This is a genomic window from Chlamydia trachomatis A/HAR-13 (assembly GCF_000012125.1).
Classification (GTDB): domain Bacteria; phylum Chlamydiota; class Chlamydiia; order Chlamydiales; family Chlamydiaceae; genus Chlamydia; species Chlamydia trachomatis.
The window spans coordinates 651290-672746 of record NC_007429.1; the positions used below are offsets into that span (position 1 = coordinate 651290).

A 21457-nucleotide genomic window follows, 5' to 3' on the forward strand; every position below is an offset into this window, starting at 1 on the left:
AAAGCAAAATATTAAAAACGTTTTTATTAATTAACTTGTTAAATCAGATCGTTAGAATTTAATATTGTTAGTAGTAATTTGTTATTTTTATTTTTTTAGGAATTATCGCGATGAGCACTCCATCTTCTAATAATTCTAAAAAACCTTCGGCCTCTTTTAATAAAAAATCACGTAGCCGCTTGGCCGAGATTGCTGCACAAAAAAAAGCAAAAGCTGAGGATTTGGAACAAAAATATCCTGTTCCTACGGAAGAGGAGACAAAACAAGTTCTCATGGACATCCTACAGGGGTTAAGCAACGGATTAACTCTTCAGCAAATTTTAGGTCTCTCCGACGTCCTCCTTGAAGAAATCTACACCGTAGCATATACTTTCTACTCCCAAGGGAAATATCAGGAAGCTATCGGTCTTTTCCAAATCTTAACAGCCTCCAAACCTCAATGCTACAAATACATCTTAGGTCTTAGCTCTTGCTATCACCAGCTAAAAATGTATGACGAAGCCGCTTTTGGTTTCTTCCTAGCTTTCGATGCTCAACCCGAAAACCCCATCCCTCCTTACTACATCGCCGATAGCTTGATGAAGCTAAACCAACCCGAAGAATCTCAAGACTTCCTCGATATTACGATCGATATGTGTAAGAACAAGCCGGAATATAAAGTTCTTAAAGATCGCTGCAGCATTATGAAGCAATCTTTAGATGCCGTGCTGAAAAAAGAGAAATCTGCAAAAGGCTCTGAAACACAAGCCTCCTCTCCTAAAAACACAAAAGCTAAAAAAGCTGCTTCTAACAAGAAAAAAGCAAAGTAAAAGCAGGGACTAAACCATGAGTAAAAAACATAAGCACAAGCAAGCACACACTTCTTCCAAACCCAAAGTAGAACCTGCGTATGTTTCGAAAAAAGAATCTCCTGCTTTGCAAGAATTGCAAAATGCGATGATTTCTTTTTCTCAAGACTTGCCTTTAGCGCAGATGTTCTCAGAAATACAAGATGAGAAACAATTAGCCAAAATGATGGCAGCACTCAGCGGAATGTTAGACTCTCTTCCTGTCGAAACCTTGACAAAAGGGGTGTTTGACAATCCTAAAGAGGAAGCCCAGTTATCTCAAGAAATTTCTAGTATATTCCTCGGCTTAAAACACCTTACGGAAACCGTAAATAAACATATTGCTGATGAGAAATAATCGTCTCGTCTTACAAAGAGTTTTTAGAGAGGTTATATGTCCCTTTCATCTTCTTCGTCTTCCGATAGTAGCAACCTTAAGAATGTCTTGTCGCAAGTCATAGCTTCGACTCCTCAAGGCGTTCCTAATGCAGATAAATTAACCGACAATCAGGTTAAGCAAGTTCAACAGACGAGACAAAATCGCGATGACCTAAGCATGGAAAGCGATGTCGCTGTTGCCGGAACTGCTGGAAAAGATCGCGCAGCTTCTGCTTCTCAAATAGAAGGACAAGAACTTATAGAGCAGCAAGGATTAGCTGCAGGGAAAGAAACTGCATCTGCCGATGCGACATCCCTAACCCAAAGCGCATCTAAAGGAGCTAGCTCGCAACAATGCATAGAAGATACTAGCAAATATTTAGAGCTATCTTCTTTAAGTTCGTTGTCATCTGTAGATGCCACGCATCTACAAGAAATTCAAAGCATCGTATCCTCTGCTATGGGTGCTACTAACGAGCTTTCCTTGACGAACTTAGAAACTCCAGGACTACCCAAACCTTCAACGACACCTCGTCAAGAAGTAATGGAAATTAGCCTTGCATTAGCAAAAGCAATTACCGCTCTTGGAGAGTCAACGCAAGCAGCATTGGAGAACTTCCAAAGTACGCAGTCGCAATCTGCGAACATGAACAAAATGTCTCTAGAATCTCAAGGCCTTAAAATTGATAAAGAGCGTGAAGAGTTCAAAAAAATGCAAGAGATCCAGCAAAAGTCTGGAACCAACTCTACCATGGATACCGTTAACAAAGTGATGATTGGGGTTACCGTGGCTATTACTGTGATCTCTGTAGTATCCGCATTATTCACTTGCGGTCTTGGCTTGATCGGAACTGCTGCTGCAGGAGCCACAGCAGCCGCGGCTGGAGCTACAGCAGCAGCAACGACAGCAACTTCTGTAGCTACAACAGTCGCTACACAAGTGACTATGCAAGCAGTCGTGCAAGTGGTTAAACAAGCTATTATTCAAGCTGTTAAACAGGCTATCGTCCAAGCTATTAAACAAGGGATTAAACAAGGGATCAAACAAGCCATTAAGCAAGCTGTTAAGGCGGCTGTGAAAACCCTTGCTAAAAACGTGGGTAAAATTTTCAGCGCAGGGAAAAATGCTGTTAGCAAATCGTTCCCTAAACTCTCCAAAGTTATCAACACTTTGGGAAGTAAATGGGTAACCTTAGGAGTAGGAGCTCTTACAGCAGTTCCTCAACTCGTATCCGGGATTACTAGTCTGCAGCTGTCAGACATGCAGAAAGAACTGGCCCAAATTCAAAAAGAAGTCGGAGCTCTCACAGCTCAATCTGAAATGATGAAAGCTTTCACATTGTTCTGGCAACAAGCAAGTAAAATTGCAGCTAAACAAACAGAAAGCCCTAGTGAAACGCAACAGCAGGCGGCCAAAACCGGAGCTCAGATAGCGAAAGCTTTGTCCGCAATAAGTGGCGCCTTAGCCGCCGCAGCTTAACTATTAATTTTTTGATGGAGATCGTGTGTTATGACAACAGGAGTACGTGGAGATAATGCTCCAGATCCCTCATTGTTAGCTCAGCTCACCCAAAATGCTAACTCAGCATCCGCAGCTTCAACAGGAAAAAACGGTCAGGTAGCCGGCGCTAAACAAGAAAACGTTGACGCCAGTTTTGAAGACTTACTGCAAGACGCTCAAGGGACTGGGGGAAGTAAAAAGGCTACTGCCAATCAAACATCAAAAAGTGGAAAGAGTGAAAAAGCACAGGCAAGTAGCGGAACATCAACCACAACATCCGTAGCTCAGGCTAGCCAAACAGCAACTGCACAAGCCGTTCACGGTGCACGAGATTCTGGCTTTAATAGCGATGGATCCGCCACCCTTCCTTCCCCTACCGGAACAGAAGTCAATGGGGTTGTTCTACGGAAAGGAATGGGAACTTTAGCGCTCATGGGGCTGATTATGACCCTACTCGCACAAGCAAGTGCTAAATCCTGGTCTTCGTCCTTCCAACAACAAAACCAAGCTATCCAGAACCAGGTAGCTATGGCTCCAGAGATCGGAAATGCTATTCGGACACAAGCAAACCACCAAGCCCAAGCTACGGAATTACAAGCTCAGCAGAGTTTGATTTCAGGGATTACGAACATAGTAGGATTCGCGGTCTCTGTAGGAGGAGGGATTTTATCCGCCTCGAAGAGTTTGGGAGGGTTAAAATCTGCAGCCTTCACTAATGAAACTGCAAGCGCGGCAACCTCTGCGACCAGTTCCTTAGCAAAAACAGCCACCAGCGCACTGGATGATGTAGCTGGTACAGCTACTGCAGTTGGAGCTAAAGCCACTTCTGGAGCAGCTTCTGCAGCTTCATCCGCAGCTACAAAACTTACGCAAAACATGGCAGAAAGCGCCTCGAAAACCCTCTCTCAAACAGCTAGTAAGAGTGCAGGAGGATTATTCGGTCAGGCATTGAACACTCCTAGCTGGTCTGAAAAAGTGTCTCGTGGAATGAACGTTGTGAAAACGCAAGGGACACGCGCAGCTAAATTTGCAGGGCGAGCCTTGTCTTCTGCTATGAACATCTCACAAATGGTGCACGGTCTCACGGCTGGGATCGATGGGATCGTCGGAGGGGTGATCGGAGCGCAGGTAGCCCAAGAACAAAGAATGGCTGGTATGGCAGAGGCTCGCGCAGAGGAGCTCAAATCTCTTAACTCAGTTCAAGCCCAGTATGCTTCGCAAGCCCAACAACTCCAAGAGCAATCTCAACAGAGTTTTAATTCCGCACTGCAAACTTTACAAAGCATCTCGGACTCTGCTCTGCAAACGACAGCCTCTATGTTTAACTAATCGACTTTCTTTCTCGCTCTTATTTGCAACTCAGCTTCAGAACCGTAGGCATCCTAAAAGGGCCCTACGGTTTTTCTTTACTCTGAAGTCAGCACATATCCTTGGCGAAATTCCTCATGGTAAATAAGCCGACAACCCAACACCATAAAACCCACAGCAAACAATAGCCCAGGAGGGAAACTTTCTCCAAGAAGCAGCCAACCAAAAAAGCTAGCAAATAGAGGCATCACTAAATTGCAGAAGGACAGGAAGGTTGAAGAAAAAGAACGCAATAACTTAGCAAACAAGTTATAGCAAATCAAATTCGAAAAAATCACCAAAGCACCTATCGCCTGTAGAAATAATAAAGGGTTTTCCACAGGCACAGGGTTCCAAACTTCGGTGACAGCAGAATGTATTAACGACAACACCCCTGCGATGACCATAGCATACGCATTAATCGCGGTCATGGATAGCGACTCACATCTTCGCCCTAATTTTCTGAGCAAAGTCCAACCATAAGAAGAAAGACAGGTAGCTGCTATCAATAAGAGTTCCGGTAATCCTAACTGCCATCCCCACTCAGCTACATCTTCGCTACCTCCAAACAGCAGGTACACAAGGTAACTGACTAACCCTAAACTTAATCCCCCAAGCTTTTTCCAAGTAACGACCTCTCTAAGCTGGACGTAAGAACAAAAAGCGGCTGTGAAAGGTGAAAATCCATAAATAAAGCAAGCTGTTGAGGATGAAAGCCCCTGCAATCCAATAAATTCCAATACATTAGTTAAATAGAAACCGATAACGGAGAGCAATACTATAGGCATGATAGCTGGACGCGGCAGACGAAGAGACTCGCGTTTACATAATAGCAGCCCAAAAAGAACTACTCCGGCCAATACCATTCGACTCCCTGTCACAAATAAAGGAGCTGCAGCTTCCATTGCCGACTTGCTTAAAGCAAACGAAGAGGACCAGATGAAAGCATTCAGGAAAATTAAGAAAATAGCCATGTCACAACAGGGTTTAAACAACAGGTTTGTAGAGTACAAGCGAATAACAACGCCTTGACCGCCACCATGAACCGTGTCGCACGGATCTGCGATCCGTTCTATAGAACAACCAAGCTTGTTGCTAGCTGTGCACTAAAAAAATAAGGATCTATTGTAGGGCATCTCTTGAAAAAAACCCAGGTTGAAAAAAGTTTTGTTATGGATCTCTATACAATCTCCTAAAAGAAGCTCCTCCGAACTCAGATTCTCATTTTATCCTTTATAAAACCCTTTTGCTTAGTTCCGTGAAACGCTACAATGGCAAACACTCCGCGTAAAAAGAGACGATTCTTTGCAGCGGTTTGCAGTAAATTTTTTATTTATGGAGAAGGAATGATCCACGTAACTTGCAATCAAGAAGCTTTCGAACTACCAGAAGGCGCCTCGGCGATGGATCTTGCAAATAAGATGAAACAATCTCATTGCTTTGCAGGGGCCCTTATTAATGATCAAGAAAAGGATCTTTCCACCACCTTACAAGACGGTGATACCGTTCTATTCCTCACTTGGGATGATCCTAAAGGTAGAGAAATCTTTTTACACACTTCAGCACATATTCTAGCTCAAGCCGTTCTACGCTTATGGCCTTCGGCACAGCCAACGATTGGTCCAGTCATCGATCAAGGGTTCTACTATGATTTTGCCAATCTTTCCATCAGCGAAGAAGATTTCCCGGCTATAGAAGCTATGGCCAAAACGATCGCAGAAGAAAAATTCCCTATCTCGCGTCAGGTTTTCCCAGACAAAGAAGCTGCTCTTGCCTATTTTTCTCAAAATCCCTTTAAAGCAGAGCTCATTGCTGAGCTTCCTGAAGAAGTAGAAATTTCCGCGTATACGCAAGGAGAATTCTTGGATTTATGTCGAGGCCCGCACCTTCCTTCGACAGCTCCTGTTAAAGCTTTCAAGCTATTACGCACATCTTCTGCTTATTGGAAAGGTGACCCTTCTAGAGAATCGCTGATTCGAATATATGGAGTCTCTTTCCCTACGACCAAGGAACTGAAAGAACATCTTCATCAGCTAGAAGAAGCAAAAAAACGCGACCATCGAGTTCTTGGAACAAAGTTAGATCTGTTCTCTCAACAAACTTGTTCTGCTGGAATGCCTTTTTTCCATCCTCGGGGTATGGTTGTTTGGAACGCTTTAGTTGACTACTGGAAACGCCTTCATCAGCGTGCTGGCTATCAGCAAATCCAAACTCCCCAACTCATGAATAGAGAGTTATGGGAGATCTCTGGCCATTGGGAAAATTACAAAGAAAACATGTATACCCTCACCGTAGATGAAGAAGATTATGCAATTAAACCCATGAATTGTCCTGGCTGCATGCTGTACTATAAAACCCAGCTACACAGCTACCGAGAATTCCCCTTACGGATTGCAGAAATCGGCCATGTACATAGACACGAGCTTTCTGGAGCTCTATCAGGCTTGATGCGAGTGCGTACTTTCCATCAAGATGACGCACACGTATTTTTAACACCTGAGCAAGTTGAAGAGGAAACACTCAATATCCTAAACCTTGTTTCCGAACTCTATGGAACTTTTGGACTCGAGTATCACTTAGAACTTTCCACTCGTCCTGAACAAGGAACCATTGGAAGCGATGATCTTTGGGAACTTGCAACAAAGGCTTTGAAAAGAGCTCTCGTTAAATCGCAAAAACCTTTTATCATAAGCCCAGGAGAAGGAGCCTTTTACGGTCCAAAAATCGATATCCATGTAAAAGATGCGATCAACAGGACTTGGCAATGTGGAACGATTCAGTTAGATATGTTCCTGCCGGAACGATTCGATCTGAAGTACACAAATGCACAAGGAGAGAAAAGTACACCTATTATGCTCCATAGAGCTTTGTTTGGATCTATTGAGCGATTCTTAGGCATTTTAATCGAACATTTCAAAGGACGGTTCCCTTTGTGGCTAAGTCCAGAGCATGTTCGCATTATTACCGTCGCAGATCGCCACGAGGCTCGTGCCCAAGAATTGGCAAAACATTTCAGCCAAATGGGAATCATTGTCTCTGTTGATTCATCTAATGAGTCTGTTAGTAAGAAAATTCGCAATGCGCAAAACATGCAAGTGAATTACATGATCACCATTGGAGATAAGGAATTAGAGACCCACTTACTAGCAGTGCGCACACGAGACAATCGTGTGTTGAACGATATTGCTGTCGAACAGTTCTCTCATGTTATTCTTGAAGAGCTTCGCTCTTTATCCTTGACTCCTTCCTTATAGAAGGCCGGGCTTGCATAGATTCTGCCTATGCAAGCCCATTATTTCTTTTCACACATCCTTGCCAATCTCCTTACAAACGATCATGGATTTCAAATAGCCGAAACCTTTATAACATGTTCGCTGTAGCAAAAAATTCTAAATAAGAATAAAACAGGCAGGTCCAGGGCTCTAAAATCTCATCGAGTTAACTATACGATTTTTCTTCCCATGGTAGTTGCTACAGTAATCCTGTTCCGTTTACAAAAGACTTATCCCTAAAAATAGACTTTTCTACCGGAGGGATACTGTACCCAATAATATAGAAAAGAGGTATCTGGAGAGCTTTCTTACTTTATTCATCTCCTTTAACCTCATTCGTCCATGCTTATGGACAAATCAATATAAAGGAATTAAAGCAACTAAAAAGGAGCGAGGCTTCCTCCCCTACAAGGGCTTCACCTCGTGATAAACATGAAAACAATCGCTGTTAATAGTTTCAAAGGCGGCACAGCAAAAACCTCTACAACCCTCCATTTAGGAGCCGCATTAGCGCAATATCATAAAGCACGCGTTCTACTCATCGATTTCGATGCACAAGCGAATCTTACGGCAGGATTAGGCCTAGATCCTGATTGTTATGATAGCCTTGCTGTTGTTCTACAAGGAGAAAAAAACATAGAAGAGGTCATCCGTCCTATTGATTCCTCAGGATTAGATCTCATCCCTGCCGATACTTGGTTGGAACGTGTGGAAGTCTCTGGATCTTTGGCTGCTGATCGTTATTCTCATGAACGATTAAAGATTATTCTTTCTAAGATAGAACATCGATACGACTATGTCATTATCGACACACCTCCTTCTTTATGTTGGCTCACAGAATCAGCTCTAATCGCTGCTCAGCATGCACTCATCTGCGCTACACCAGAATTCTATAGTGTTAAAGGCTTAGAAAGGCTTGCCACCTTTATTCAAGGGATCTCATCGCGACACCCTCTCAATATTTTAGGAGTCACGCTATCTTTTTGGAATTACAGAGGGAAAAATAACGCAGCCTTCACAGAGCTAATTCAAAAAACGTTCCCTGGGAAACTTCTTAACACGCGCATACGCAGAGATATTACTATCTCAGAAGCCGCTATCCATGGGAAACCTGTTTTCTCCACAGCCCCTTCAGCACGAGCCTCGGAAGACTATCTAAAATTAACTGAAGAACTGCTATTTTTGTTAAGGAACATCTAACGTTATGGGAAATATTAAAACCCTTTTAGAGAATCGCTTTAAGAAACCTACACCCGATAAAATGGAATCCCTCGCTAAAAAGCGTTTAGAAGGAAAGCTTTCTCCTTTTCTAAATGGGTTTACTAATCCTAAACTCTCTTCGCAAGAGGAAGCTAGATTCCGTCAATTACTAGAAGAGTACTCCTTTTCTAAGGAAATCTCCCATAACGATCTCCAACAACTGTGTCACTTATCTGCTCAGGTTAAACAGATTCATCATCAAGCTATCCTTCTCCATGGTGAGCGAATCAAGAAAGTTCGTGAATTATTAAAAACCTATCGAGAAGGAGTTTTTTCAGCTTGGCTCTTACTCACCTATGGGAATCGGCAGACACCTTATAATTTTCTTGTTTATTACGAGCTATTCTCAGCTCTTCCAGACACTCTTAAACTCGAGTTAGAAAGACTGCCTCGACAAGCAGTGTATACACTAGCTTCTCGAGAAGGCTCGCAAGAGAAAAAAGAGGAAATTATCCGTAACTATCAAGGTGAAACTCGTGGAGAACTCCTAGAAATTATCCGTAGAGAATTTCCGCTACTTCCTACCGATCGACGTCAATCATCCCTTGCCCAACAAGCCTTTTCTTTTTTTGCAAAAGGAACAAAATTATTACAGCGATGTACAGACATTTCTCAAGAAGAGCTCCTCTCCCTGGAAAAATTGATTAAAAAGTTACAAAAAGTTACAACTAACCTTCTTTCTAACACTAAGGTATCCCGTAATGACGACGAAACCCAAAACTCTAGAAATCGATAACAACACGTTCCTGCTTTTGGAAGGCAATTTAAAAAGAATTTTTGCCACGCCTATTGGGTATACAACGTTTAGAGAATTCCAAAATGTAGTGTTTAACTGCGCACAAGGACAACAGGAGCTTGCAAATTTTTTATTTGAGATGTTGATCAATGGGAAGTTGTTGCAAGAGCTACCTGCAGGACAGAAACAATCTGCACAAAGTCTAATTGTACAATTTATGATGCCGATTCGTGTTGCGAAGGATATCCATGAGCGCGGTGAATTCATCAATTTCATTACTTCCGATATGCTAGCTCAACAGGAACGCTGCGTATTTTTAAACCGACTCTCTCGAGTTGATGGGCAGGAATTTCTACTCATGACGGATGTACAAAATACCTGCCATCTCATCCGCCACTTACTGTCTCGTCTGCTTGAAGCGCAAAAAAATCCTATCGGAGAAAAAAATCTCCAAGAAATCCAAGAAGATCTCGATTCTTTACGCGCTCACTTTGAAGAATTAACGAAATCTGTGTAATCTATAATCCTTCCTAACAATCATCTTTCTAAAGATGATGTTACATAGCCCCTGAATCAGACTATTTTTAAAAAGCAGGCTTTAGGGGCTTATTTTTCGTAAAAATCCAGAGATGTCTTGCATCGATAAATTAAGAATTAAAGAAAAAGCAAGGAGCGAGGTTTTTTCCCAAACAGGGTCCCGCCTCGTGAGTCAGCTATGAAAAAAAAACGCGTTCTTACCGGAGATCGCCCTACTGGGAAACTTCACCTAGGGCATTGGATCGGCTCCATTATGAATCGTCTCCAGCTACAAAATGACTCTCGCTATGATTGTTTCTTCATTATAGCAGATTTGCACACGCTAACTACTAAAACGCGCAAAGAAGAAATCCTTCAAATAGATAATCATATTTATGACGTTCTTGCCGACTGGCTTAGCGTAGGAATTGATCCTGAAAAATCCGCAATCTACCTGCAATCGGCTATCCCTGAGATTTATGAATTAAATCTCATTTTTTCCATGCTTACCCCGTTGAATCACATTATGGGTATTCCTAGCATCAAAGAAATGGCCCGTAATGCTTCTCTAAATGAAGAAAGCCTATCGCATGGACTTATAGGATACCCTGTATTACAAAGTGCAGATATTCTACTTGCTAAAGCACATCTTGTTCCTGTTGGGAAAGATAATGAGGCTCATGTAGAGCTGACTCGTGATATTGCCAAAACATTCAATCGGCTCTATGGGGAAGTGTTTCCAGAACCCGATATTCTGCAAGGAGAACTGACAGCCCTTGTAGGAACCAATGGTCAAGGGAAAATGAGTAAATCCGCGAATAACGCCATTTATCTTTCGGATGACGCAAAGACAGTACAAGAAAAAATACGAAAACTGTACACGGATCCTAATCGGATTCACGCGACAACCCCAGGAAGAGTGGAAGGGAACCCTTTATTTATCTACCACGATCTTTTTAATCCTCATAAGGAAGAAGTAGAAGAGTTTAAGACTCGCTATCGTCAAGGATGCATTAGAGATGTAGAAGTAAAAGCTCGTTTAGCAGAAGAAATCAATCTTTTCTTAAATCCTTTCCGAGAAAAACGTAGTGAATTAGTTGCTCAGCCTAAATTTCTCGAGGAAGCCTTGCAACAAGGAACGGAAAAAATGCGTACCGTAGCTCGAGAAACCATGGAAGAGGTGCATGACCATCTAGGATTAAGCCGGAAATGGCGGACTATTCTAGCCTCTTCTAAATAAAAAATCTTAACAACTATCCATTGTGTGGGAGGAGGAGTTCTGAAACAGCAATTTGTATTACATGCTCCTTTCCTCCCTTGTGGAGATCAGCCCGAAGCAATTCGCAGACTATCCCAAGGGATTACAGATGGAGTCCCTGCACAAGTTCTCTTAGGAACCACTGGATCCGGAAAGACTTTCACCATGGCAAATGTTATTGCTAACGTGAATGTTCCCACTCTGGTACTTGCTCATAATAAAACTCTCGCTGCCCAGCTGTACCAAGAATTTAAAGCCTTCTTTCCAGAAAATGCAGTCGAATATTTTATTTCCTACTATGATTACTACCAGCCTGAAGCCTATATCGCTCGTAGTGATACGTACATTGAAAAAAGCCTTCTTATCAATGATGAAATTGATAAGCTCCGCCTTTCAGCAACACGTTCTATCTTAGAACGCCGAGATACTCTTATCGTTTCCTCTATTTCTTGCATCTATGGAATAGGATCTCCTGATAACTACTCTTCTATGGCTCTCACATTAGAAGTTGGTAAAGAATACCCTCGATCGCAACTCTCTTCTCAACTCGTACGCATGCACTATCAGGCCTCCTCTACACCACAACGGAGTGCCTTTCGTGAACGCGGAAGTGTCATTGATATCTTCTTGGCCTATGAAAGCGATCTTGCTGTACGACTCGAATTCATGAACGATACGCTTATTTCGATAGAGTATGTGGATCCATTAACTATGATCCCCTCCCATACCACCTCGTCCATCACTCTCTATCCAGGGTCGCACTATGTAACTCCGGAAGCTGTTCGAGAACAAGCGATCCGCACAATCCGAGAAGAACTCGAGCAACGCATGCTTTTTTTTGAAGGACGTCCTGTAGAACAAGAACGCCTCTTTCAACGTACCACGCATGATATCGAAATGATTAAAGAAATTGGATTTTGCAAAGGAATCGAGAATTATTCCCGGCATTTTACAGGGGCTGCTCCTGGAGAGCCGCCAACCTGCCTCCTAGACTATTTCCCAGATGATTTTCTTTTAATTATCGATGAATCTCACCAAACTCTTCCACAATTACGTGCTATGTATCGAGGAGATCAGTCTCGCAAACAGTCGCTAGTAGAATATGGATTCCGACTCCCGTCGGCTTTCGATAACAGACCGCTCACCTATGAAGAAGCTCGTCGTTATTTTCATCGTGTAATTTATGTATCCGCAACTCCTGGAGATCTGGAAATTCAAGAAAGTCGTGGACATATCATCGAACAAATCATTCGCCCTACAGGAATTCCTGATCCCTTACCAGAGATTCGCCCAGCTAAAGGACAAATCGATGATCTCTTAGAAGAAATCCGTCAACGGCTCCGTAAAGATCAAGAAAAAATCCTTGTTATCTCCGTAACAAAAAAATTAGCTGAAGATATCGCTGCCTTCCTCGCAGAGCTAGGCATTGCTGCTACATATCTGCACTCAGGAATTGAAACAGCAGAAAGAACGCAGATCCTTACTGATTTGCGATTAGGGAATATCGATGTATTGATTGGTGTCAATCTTCTTCGTGAAGGGATTGATCTACCAGAAGTTTCATTGGTAGCGATTCTTGATGCAGATAAAGAAGGGTTTTTACGTAGTAGCGCCTCTCTTATTCAATTTTGTGGACGCGCAGCTCGTAATATTCATGGGAAAGTGATTTGCTATGCAGACCGCATCACTCCATCTATGGATCATATGCTCAAAGAAACAGAACGACGCAGAAAAATACAGCTCGATTACAATCAACAACATAAAATCACTCCGCAACCTATTATTAAACCGATCTTAGCTAATCCGATTACTAAAGAAGCTGGTCAAGAAGAAACTCGTTTAAAAATGCAATCTTCGAAAGAGTTGGAAGCCTCTATAAAAACCTATGAGGAAGCCATGTATCAAGCAGCTCAGGAGTTCCAATTCGATGAAGCTGTAAAGTACCGTGATTTGATGAATGCAGCAAAAAAACAGCTCCTCTTTCAAAAAGGAGAAGAAGAAAATGGGGACTGAAAAGGATACCACAGAATTGAATCCCTCGCTATGATCCTTTTCTACTAAGGGAATCTCCCTCCGAGCCTTCTCTTTGTATTGCGGTCATACATGCTCATCGGAGGAAATTAGATAAAACGAGCGAACTGCTTTCATTAACCGTTCTAGACAAGGATCTTGTTATGTTTGATGTCGTCATCTCCGATATAGAAGCGAGAGAAATTTTAGATTCTCGAGGCTATCCCACATTATGTGTTAAAGTCATCACTAATACAGGAACCTTTGGTGAAGCGTGCGTTCCTTCTGGAGCATCTACAGGCATCAAGGAAGCTTTGGAACTGCGTGACAAAGATCCTAAACGTTACCAAGGGAAAGGGGTCTTACAAGCCATTTCTAATGTCGAAAAAGTGCTGATGCCCGCTTTACAAGGATTCAGCGTATTTGACCAAATTACAGCTGATGCGATTATGATTGATGCTGATGGAACTCCGAACAAAGAAAAGTTAGGAGCTAATGCGATTCTTGGAGTCTCCCTAGCATTAGCAAAAGCTGCTGCAAATACTTTACAGAGACCTTTATATCGGTATCTTGGTGGATCTTTCTCGCATGTGCTTCCTTGCCCTATGATGAATCTTATCAATGGCGGTATGCATGCTACAAATGGTCTCCAATTCCAAGAATTTATGATTCGTCCAATTAGCGCTCCTTCTCTAACAGAGGCTGTGCGGATGGGAGCAGAAGTCTTCAACGCCTTAAAAAAAATCTTACAGAATCGACAGCTGGCTACAGGTGTTGGTGATGAAGGCGGATTTGCTCCTAATCTTGCCTCTAATGCCGAAGCTCTGGATCTACTCTTAACAGCAATCGAAACTGCAGGATTCACACCTAGAGAAGATATTTCTTTAGCTCTCGACTGCGCTGCTTCTTCTTTCTATAATACCCAAGATAAAACCTATGATGGGAAATCGTATGCAGATCAAGTGGGTATACTTGCAGAACTCTGTGAGCACTATCCTATAGATTCTATCGAAGATGGGCTAGCCGAAGAAGATTTTGAGGGCTGGAAACTCCTATCCGAGACTTTAGGAGATCGTGTGCAACTAGTTGGAGACGACCTATTTGTGACGAATTCTGCATTGATTGCTGAAGGAATCGCTCAAGGACTTGCCAATGCCGTTCTCATCAAACCAAACCAAATTGGAACACTTACAGAAACTGCAGAAGCTATTCGTTTAGCAACTATACAAGGCTACGCTACCATTCTTTCGCATAGATCAGGAGAAACAGAAGATACTACCATAGCAGACCTTGCTGTCGCTTTTAATACAGGTCAGATTAAAACAGGGTCTCTTTCCCGTTCTGAGCGTATCGCTAAGTATAACCGTCTAATGGCAATTGAAGAAGAGATGGGTCCAGAAGCTCTATTCCAAGATTCAAATCCCTTTTCTAAAGCATAGGGAAACTTCGAAAAAATAGCTGGGAAGGGATTGCTTATAAGATCCCTTCCCCCCTCTTTGCTTGAGGATTTTTCTCTGGGAGAGTATGTACAACTTTATTAAGCTCCTCTGGGGAAAAAAAGAGAAATGACCATCTCTATTCATGAGAATAAATATTCCATGATCTCCTTCACACGCACGATAGGTTTTCGTTTATGGCTTATCTGTGTGGCCGCTATTATGTTCCCCTTAGGGATCAATATCTTGCAATTGAACCTTCAGCAATACAAGAAAACACTCTCCTCTATCACTTCCGATCTGCGAGAAAATGCTTTATTTAAAGCTCACACTTTACAACAAACTATTCCTTTAAATATTGATATCCTGGCTCTCTTTTCAGAAATTTTTGATCTAGACAGAGGAGTCCCTGCTGAACCGGATCTTGCTCTAAGTAAAGAAATGGAGAAGATCTTTCACTCCACTTATAAAGAGATTTCTCTAGTAAAAAAAGAGGCTGATGGGAACTTTAGAGTCGTTGCTTCTAGCCGCATCGAACAACTTGGTAAAAACTATAACCAAGAGATTTTCCTATCAGATTCTCAACCATTTCTCGCTACTTTGCGACATTCCGGTTCCGATTCTCAGGTTCTGGCTGTCTTACAAACGAATATTTTTGATATCAGCTCTCAAGAAGTCCTTGGCGTACTCTATACCCTTTCGGATACCAACTATTTATTAAATGGATTACTTGCAGCTAAAGATCCTCTCTCCGTAAAAACTGCAATTCTCTCTAAAAATGGCATCATTCTTCAAGCAACAGATTCCTCTTTAGATCTTGTATCGATACACAAAACGGTTTCTAAAGAGCAATTTTGTGATGTTTTCCTTCGCGATGATATCTGCCCCCCTCATCTCTTACTACGCCCCCCTTTAAATCTCGATCCTCTTCCTTATGGCGAGAATTTCGTTTCATTTTGCATTGGGAACACAGAAATGTGGGGATATATCCACTCTCTACCTGAGATGGATTTCCGCATATTGACTTATGAAGAAAAATCTATAATTTTTGCTTCTTTATGGCGACGAACCTTACTGTACTTTGCTTATTTTTGTTGCGTACTTTTAGGAAGCATTACAGCTTTTTTAGTTGCAAAACGCTTATCCAAGCCTATCCGGAAGCTGGCTACGGCCATGATGGAAACTCGTCGCAATCAACACCATCCATATGAACCCGATTCTCTGGGCTTTGAAATTAATCATCTAGGAGAAATCTTTAACTCCATGGTGCAAAGCCTTTTGCAACAGCAATCTTTAGCAGAAAAAAATTTCGAGATCAAACAGCATGCACAAAATGCATTACGACTAGGAGAAGAAGCTCAACAACGCCTGCTTCCTAACCAGCTGCCTGATTCCCCAACTACAGAAATCGCTAAAGCCTATATTCCTGCAATTACGGTAGGAGGAGATTTCTTTGATATCTTTGTTATAGGCGAAGGTCCCCAAGCTAAACTCTTTCTAATCGTTGCTGATGCTTCCGGGAAAGGAGTCAATGCGTGCACCTACTCCTTATTCCTGAAAAACATGTTACATACCTTTTTGAGTGAGCTCTCCTCTATTCAAGAAGCCGTTCAACAAACAGCTGCTCTCTTCTATCAACAGACAGCTGAATCTGGGATGTTTGTAACACTATGCATTTATTGTTATCATTACGCAACACGAGAACTAGAATACTATTCTTGTGGCCACAACCCAGCGTGTCTCCGAGCTCCTAATGGAGATATCTCTTTCCTGTCGCATCCTGGTATGGCCTTAGGATTTTTACCTGAAGTTCCTCCTCACCCTGCTTACACTCTCGTTCTTGAAGAGGAGTCTCTTTTAGTGCTCTATACCGATGGGGTGACTGAAGCAAGCAATAAGCATGGAGAGATGTTTGGAGAAGAACGCTTAAAAGCATTAGTGGCTTCGTTGACGAAACAAAGTGCCGAAGAAGCCATCCAATCTATCATGTTCTCTATTAAGTCTTTTGTGAAAGATTGCCCACAACATGACGATATCACTTTACTCGTTTTGAAAATACCTAAGGAACCTTCCGCTTATTAGTCTTCGCATATCTTAAAAACTTCCCTAACGAATCCTTGTAGATTTTTTCCTTTCTACTTCTTTATCGTGCCGTTAAGAAGCTTTTTTCAGTTATCTTCTCTAAAATATATGTTTTAGGTGCGGAATGAGACAGACATTCACCAAAAGAATCCTTCTTTTTCTTTTCCTAGTGATTCCTGCTCCTCTCCTTCTCAATCTCGTTGTCCTTTCTTTCTTTTCCTTCGTGGCTGTTAAAACAACGATCATTCAGGATCTGCATACCCGCACCATGAACTTTAATTTAGAACTCGAAAAGAAAATCGCCATTCAAAATATTTTTCTGAAACGTTTAGCGGAAACGTTAGCATTAAAAACCCTCACAACCTCACATGATTTTTTCACTGAAGCTTATAGTGAGATGATTGCTCTCGGAGATACCGATTTATCCCTCTGCCTACTTTCTTCCGCTAACGATAGCATCCGTACAAAGAATCCTCGGGATCCTTTTGTTCGTTATATAAAAGCTCATCCAGAAATACGTGATAAGCTTATCCAAAATCCTGGGAATGCTAGCCTTATCTCTATTTCTGAACGCCCAGACACCGAAGATCATTACCTTATTTTTGCAGAACCACTTCCTATCTACGAAGACCCCTCATTAGCCGGCTGGGTAATTGCTTTCTATTCGATGCAAAAACTACGCAACTATCTCTTCCATAACAAACAATCCTATCAAGATCTTCTTTGCTATCTCAACCATAAGGGAGAACTTCTCTTTTCAAACTCATCTCCTTTTCAAAATGGAGCTTTTTCTCTCTCCATGGAAGGATATCCCGCTCTCTCTTCAGAAAAAGCTTCTTATCCTTTAGAACCTTCTCCTGAATTATTTAAAGCTAAAGAGCTGTTAAAAGTTTCCATACACGGGAAAACTTTCTTAGCCTATTTATCTCCTTGGCAGCCTATACCACATACCCATTCTCTTGCGCTGATCCCTCTATCCACTTGCATTACACAAGCCTTACGGCTTCCCATCAACGTAATCTTATTCTATATCCTCGCTTTTTCTTTGATGGGATGGGTGCTCTCTTGCACTAGCAAACGATTAAATCGTCCCTTACAAGAGCTTTCTGTCAGTATGGAATCCGCGTGGAAAGGCAACCATAATGTCCGCTATGAGCCGCAACCTTATGGCTATGAAATCAATGAACTGGGGAATATTTTTAACTGTACTTTACTTCTTCTGCTGAACGTCAAAGAAAAAGCTGAAATAGAATATATTTCCGGAAATTTATTACAAAAAGAGCTTGCTCTTCTCTCTTCCTTAAAAGATACCCTTCTCTGTCAACGTTCGAATTCTCTCCCAGGAGGAACTTTCTCTTTGCATTATTTACAAGGAGAACAACAAACCGGATATTTTTATGGTTGGGTTGCCACTCCTGAAAAAGATCGCCTCTTCGGAGTGATTGGAATAGCTGGAGATATCGGACTGCCTTCTTATCTCTACGCACTCTCTGCCCGCAGTTTATTCCTAACGTATGCAAGTTTAGGCTACTCATTACCTTCTATTTGCCATAAAACGATGCGAAGCTTTGATGAAACAACTGTAGGCAATGAAGCTTCTATTTCTATAGCTTGTCTTGAATACGACCTTTCTTCCAAGTCATTGTCTGTTCTAACAGAAGGTGCTAATCCTCCAACTCTATTCATAAAACGACAAGAACATCTCCTCACGATGTCAGAACAACAACGTATTGAGACCGGAGATATCCTTGTTTGCCTTACTGGAGGGCCCCACATCATTCAGTACTTGAAAACACTCCCTATAGAAGCATTACTAAAAGATCCTCTCGCTCCACTCAATTCTGAAAACTTTGCAGAGATGTTAACAACGATGCTGAGAAGTAAAAATCAAACGCAGATCGATGGAGCTGTAGGCTTTTTATCCTTTATCTAACAGTCTCTCTCTAACTAAAAAAAGCCTTTCGGCAATCCACTTCGATAGCCTGGTGGAGGGGCCATTCCGTAATCTATGGGATTCGGATACAACGCCCAAGGATCTCGAACAACAAACCATCGTTCTTTATTTTCTGAAGGACGTCCTACCAATCCTAAATAATTAAATTCCCACAAATCCATCTCTTGGGTTCCAGGATGCAAAATAAAACCAAAATACCGGTAAGCCCAATTCGTATCACCAAAAAGAAGCGGAGCAGGATAGGCTAACCCATAGTGACGCATAGCAGCAATCAGCCTCATAGAAAGATCTTCTTCATGATAAACACGCTGATACCCAGCCATTAATAAACCTTTATACAGATGTCTGAGATCCGAGGAAGATAATAGCGAATGCTTCCCTACATTCTCTTCTAGTAGGGTAGCGAATCGATCATAGGATATCCGAGAAGAAATCCCTAAATAAGAAGAAAGATCACTGATAATCTGGGGTAACTGCTGTTCAGAAACATAAGGCGCTTCATGTACGAACTGGCTCGCTAAATATTTCTGTAAAGTAGCTACTACTTTCTCATCATGAACAGTCGACTGAAAGAAACGCGAGCTCTTTTCATAGAATTCAGGAATAGATAACGAGAGATCATCACAAAAATATAAGAAATCTTGGGTAAGTTCTTGGAGATAATACCGTGTACAGAAACGTGTAATAAACGCATATATTGCCGATTTATCGAAAAGAGTACGCTTCAAAAAATCCTGATGCTTAGAAAGCCACACATCTCTCAGCCAAGTATAGCTATACCAATCATTAGTCCATGCATCTCTAAATAACGGAGCTCCTGCCATAACAGAAAACACATGCGAAGGGGCTGCTGCTAATAAAGAATGATCCCCATTTTCTACATAATCTTTCACAGCCTCAGGAAGATCTTTCAATGCATCAGCAAAAAATGCTGCCAACTCATGCGGATCCGCAGGCAATTTTTCTAGTTTGACGAGTGGTTTCGAATTTTCAAAATAATCGCCTACTAAAGTCGTTACTGTTCCTCCAGAAACATAAACCCAAGGGGTATGCGTAACTTGATCTAAATGCTGGAAAATCCCCTGTGGAATAGGACAATTATAAGCTTTCAAGATCCTTTCCATTGCAGCCTCCTGAAAACGAGGTTCATGTAAAGCCGATACAATACGATGCAAAAGAATAGAAGTTTCTTTTTCTAATCCAGAAACATTATGCTTCGCTAGGAGATCTCCTTCTATAGAAGTAAAAAACTCCGTCAAAGCATGAATAAATTCTTCGATAGAATAAATCGGCTCCCACGTGTTAGGATGACTCCTCCCATAGGTAAATAATATACGAAAGCCCGCAGGAACATCTTGATAATTCCCAGAAAACTCTCTAATAAAAGCATCGTATACGCTACGGAAATAGTTAGGGATTTCTCGTGAATAAAAAGACAAGAGAAAGTCTGGTAGCATGATCATTTTTTTCAGCTTCTCTTGCGCAGCATTCCAATCTTGTAAAGCTTGATTCAATTCTTGTCGAAAACGCACATGATCCATAGCCAGAATTTGGCTATCTTGTTTATTGATCGGATTACGCATCCGACTTTCCACATATTCTAACTGCGCTTTTGCTTCTTGATACGTCTCTTCACATTGTCCTGCAAAGGCTTGTGTCGTAGCTACTTCTTCTGCTAAAAATCTACGTATAATTTCACGTAAACCATCCTCATCATCACTGGTCCAACCTAAAGCAATTTGTAAATGCTTGGTGGTTGTTGTTTGACTCGCATCTGCTAACGTTGCTAACGTATATTCCCACGATTTCAATAATACATTCTGTGTATCACGAATAAATCCCAGTTTTGCTTGCTCGTGAGATTCTAAATAGCTAAGTACACGTTGACTATTCGTAGACAACAAAACCGTACCATCCCCTCGCTCTTTACGGAAACCTTCCTGCAAAACGGAAGCTTGCACTGTAGAAAGAGAAAGCTGATAGTGATGTAACAAACTATCCTGAATGACATCATGAGCTGTTATCTTCCCATGAATATCCTGAACTTTTTGATAGATAAACTCATTAGCTAGTAGCGTTTGCACCTCACCTGCGATATCCCCTGTTGTTGGAAATATGCCAGAAGCTACGAATGCTGCTTGTAAATCTGACGAAGCAGCAAGAGTAGCCACAGGATTGGGATATAAATCCATTACACAAATAGGCTTAAATAAATCTCCTACACACGGTAGAAGATTGATCGGAACGGAAATCTCTCGATCACCAACGATACGGGATATTTTCCCGGAAGATAATAAATCTTCCAAATCACGAATAAATAATAATGGATACTCCCGATGGATAAGAATTGCTAATGCTGTTGCGAAACAAGATCCGACATCTTGTCGCAAATAGGTAAATAATGCGACTAAAGCGGCTTCACGTACATGCCGTACGGTTACTGTCTCACTAGCGGGCAACGCTAACGTATTCCGAATTAAATCTTGAACTCTAGCGTAAGAAGGTACAAAAAACCTTCGAAAACGATTTTTAATTTCTTGATCATCCCGTAAAAACTCCAGCATCTTTAATACATGCTCACGAATCGGCCCTTCTTCCTGGCGATACGGTCCTAAGGGATATAAACATTTCGTCAACAGCTGAATACTTTCAACAACTCGACTAAGCTCCAAATCTCCTTCTTCATTCAGAATATAACTGGCTAACTTCCTTGCAATAGCAAGATTTTTTTTTGCTAAAGCAACTTTGCTATACGTTGTGAAATCTTGCAGGTTCTCACCACACAAAACCTCCTCCAGTAAGGAAGCTTTTTCTTTATTAGCTAAGGAATCAAATACAGAAACGTCCAAACGAGACATGACGAAGAAAGGAGTTTTTTCT

General features: G+C 41.7%; 15 protein-coding genes. 13 read left to right on the forward strand and 2 right to left on the reverse strand.

Annotation, left to right across the window (positions count from 1 at the left end):
* Positions 1–110 precede the first annotated feature (110 nt).
* The 4 genes from scc2 to copD are packed head-to-tail and all read left to right on the forward strand — an operon-like array spanning position 111 to position 4035.
* Positions 111–809 (forward strand): SycD/LcrH family type III secretion system chaperone Scc2, encoded by a 699-nt coding sequence (scc2, locus tag CTA_RS03120; RefSeq protein WP_009871941.1) that lies wholly within the window; start codon positions 111–113, stop codon positions 807–809.
* Between the two features lie 16 nt (positions 810–825).
* Positions 826–1185, forward strand: coding sequence for a hypothetical protein (locus tag CTA_RS03125; protein ID WP_009872761.1), 360 nt, complete (start codon positions 826–828; stop codon positions 1183–1185).
* 36 nt (positions 1186–1221) lie between these two features.
* Positions 1222–2685 (forward strand): type III secretion system translocon subunit CopB, encoded by a 1464-nt coding sequence (gene copB / locus CTA_RS03130; RefSeq protein ID WP_011324778.1) that lies wholly within the window; start codon positions 1222–1224, stop codon positions 2683–2685.
* A gap of 30 nt (positions 2686–2715) precedes the next feature.
* On the forward strand, positions 2716–4035 hold the full coding sequence (copD, locus tag CTA_RS03135; RefSeq protein ID WP_011324779.1) for a type III secretion system translocon subunit CopD: 1320 nt from the start codon (positions 2716–2718) through the stop codon (positions 4033–4035).
* A 77-nt stretch (positions 4036–4112) separates the two neighbouring features.
* Here the strand turns inward: copD and CTA_RS03140 are convergent, their stop codons facing one another.
* On the reverse strand, positions 4113–5027 hold the full coding sequence (locus CTA_RS03140; RefSeq protein ID WP_024067230.1) for an S-adenosylmethionine/S-adenosylhomocysteine transporter: 915 nt from the start codon (positions 5025–5027) through the stop codon (positions 4113–4115).
* A 372-nt stretch (positions 5028–5399) separates the two neighbouring features.
* Here CTA_RS03140 and thrS point away from each other — a divergent pair, with 372 nt between their 5' ends.
* The 9 genes from thrS (at position 5400) to CTA_RS03185 (ending at position 18556) form a co-directional block, all read left to right on the forward strand.
* On the forward strand, positions 5400–7307 hold the full coding sequence (gene thrS / locus CTA_RS03145; RefSeq protein WP_009871947.1) for a threonine--tRNA ligase: 1908 nt from the start codon (positions 5400–5402) through the stop codon (positions 7305–7307).
* A 450-nt stretch (positions 7308–7757) separates the two neighbouring features.
* Positions 7758–8525, forward strand: a complete 768-nt coding sequence (locus CTA_RS03150; RefSeq protein WP_009871948.1) for a ParA family protein — start codon at positions 7758–7760, stop codon at positions 8523–8525.
* A 4-nt stretch (positions 8526–8529) separates the two neighbouring features.
* Positions 8530–9321: a pGP6-D family virulence protein gene (locus CTA_RS03155; protein ID WP_011324781.1), complete on the forward strand. Its 792-nt coding sequence runs from the start codon at positions 8530–8532 to the stop codon at positions 9319–9321.
* A complete protein-coding gene (locus CTA_RS03160; RefSeq protein ID WP_009871950.1) occupies positions 9287–9838 on the forward strand; it encodes a CT584/Cpn0803 family type III secretion system protein in 552 nt (183 codons plus the stop codon). The genes CTA_RS03155 and CTA_RS03160 overlap by 35 nt, the downstream gene beginning before the upstream one ends.
* A 198-nt stretch (positions 9839–10036) precedes the next feature.
* A complete protein-coding gene (gene trpS, locus CTA_RS03165) occupies positions 10037–11077 on the forward strand; it encodes a tryptophan--tRNA ligase (protein WP_009871951.1) in 1041 nt (346 codons plus the stop codon).
* A 24-nt stretch (positions 11078–11101) separates the two neighbouring features.
* Positions 11102–13108 (forward strand): excinuclease ABC subunit UvrB, encoded by a 2007-nt coding sequence (uvrB, locus tag CTA_RS03170; protein WP_011324782.1) that lies wholly within the window; start codon positions 11102–11104, stop codon positions 13106–13108.
* Between the two features lie 161 nt (positions 13109–13269).
* Positions 13270–14544 (forward strand): phosphopyruvate hydratase, encoded by a 1275-nt coding sequence (gene eno, locus CTA_RS03175; RefSeq protein WP_009871953.1) that lies wholly within the window; start codon positions 13270–13272, stop codon positions 14542–14544.
* A gap of 126 nt (positions 14545–14670) precedes the next feature.
* Positions 14671–16623: a phosphoserine phosphatase RsbU gene (rsbU, locus tag CTA_RS03180; RefSeq protein ID WP_011324783.1), complete on the forward strand. Its 1953-nt coding sequence runs from the start codon at positions 14671–14673 to the stop codon at positions 16621–16623.
* A gap of 124 nt (positions 16624–16747) precedes the next feature.
* Positions 16748–18556, forward strand: a complete 1809-nt coding sequence (locus CTA_RS03185) for a PP2C family serine/threonine-protein phosphatase (protein WP_009871955.1) — start codon at positions 16748–16750, stop codon at positions 18554–18556.
* Positions 18557–18570: 14 nt separating this feature from the next.
* On the opposite strand, the gene CTA_RS03190 is transcribed toward CTA_RS03185, so the two are convergent.
* Positions 18571–21435: a hypothetical protein gene (locus CTA_RS03190; RefSeq protein ID WP_011324784.1), complete on the reverse strand. Its 2865-nt coding sequence runs from the start codon at positions 21433–21435 to the stop codon at positions 18571–18573.
* Positions 21436–21457: the final 22 nt, after the last annotated feature.

Bases quoted from the DNA above. Each gene is read 5' to 3' on its own strand.
- scc2 (WP_009871941.1), top strand. From the start codon at position 111: ATGAGCACTCCATCTTCTAATAATTCTAAAAAACCTTCGGCCTCTTTT.
- CTA_RS03125 (WP_009872761.1), top strand. From the start codon at position 826: ATGAGTAAAAAACATAAGCACAAGCAAGCACACACTTCTTCCAAACCC.
- copB (WP_011324778.1), top strand. From the start codon at position 1,222: ATGTCCCTTTCATCTTCTTCGTCTTCCGATAGTAGCAACCTTAAGAAT.
- copD (WP_011324779.1), top strand. From the start codon at position 2,716: ATGACAACAGGAGTACGTGGAGATAATGCTCCAGATCCCTCATTGTTA.
- CTA_RS03140 (WP_024067230.1), bottom strand. From the start codon at position 5,027: ATGGCTATTTTCTTAATTTTCCTGAATGCTTTCATCTGGTCCTCTTCG.
- thrS (WP_009871947.1), top strand. From the start codon at position 5,400: ATGATCCACGTAACTTGCAATCAAGAAGCTTTCGAACTACCAGAAGGC.
- CTA_RS03150 (WP_009871948.1), top strand. From the start codon at position 7,758: ATGAAAACAATCGCTGTTAATAGTTTCAAAGGCGGCACAGCAAAAACC.
- CTA_RS03155 (WP_011324781.1), top strand. From the start codon at position 8,530: ATGGGAAATATTAAAACCCTTTTAGAGAATCGCTTTAAGAAACCTACA.
- CTA_RS03160 (WP_009871950.1), top strand. From the start codon at position 9,287: ATGACGACGAAACCCAAAACTCTAGAAATCGATAACAACACGTTCCTG.
- trpS (WP_009871951.1), top strand. From the start codon at position 10,037: ATGAAAAAAAAACGCGTTCTTACCGGAGATCGCCCTACTGGGAAACTT.
- eno (WP_009871953.1), top strand. From the start codon at position 13,270: ATGTTTGATGTCGTCATCTCCGATATAGAAGCGAGAGAAATTTTAGAT.
- rsbU (WP_011324783.1), top strand. From the start codon at position 14,671: ATGACCATCTCTATTCATGAGAATAAATATTCCATGATCTCCTTCACA.
- CTA_RS03185 (WP_009871955.1), top strand. From the start codon at position 16,748: ATGAGACAGACATTCACCAAAAGAATCCTTCTTTTTCTTTTCCTAGTG.
- CTA_RS03190 (WP_011324784.1), bottom strand. From the start codon at position 21,435: ATGTCTCGTTTGGACGTTTCTGTATTTGATTCCTTAGCTAATAAAGAA.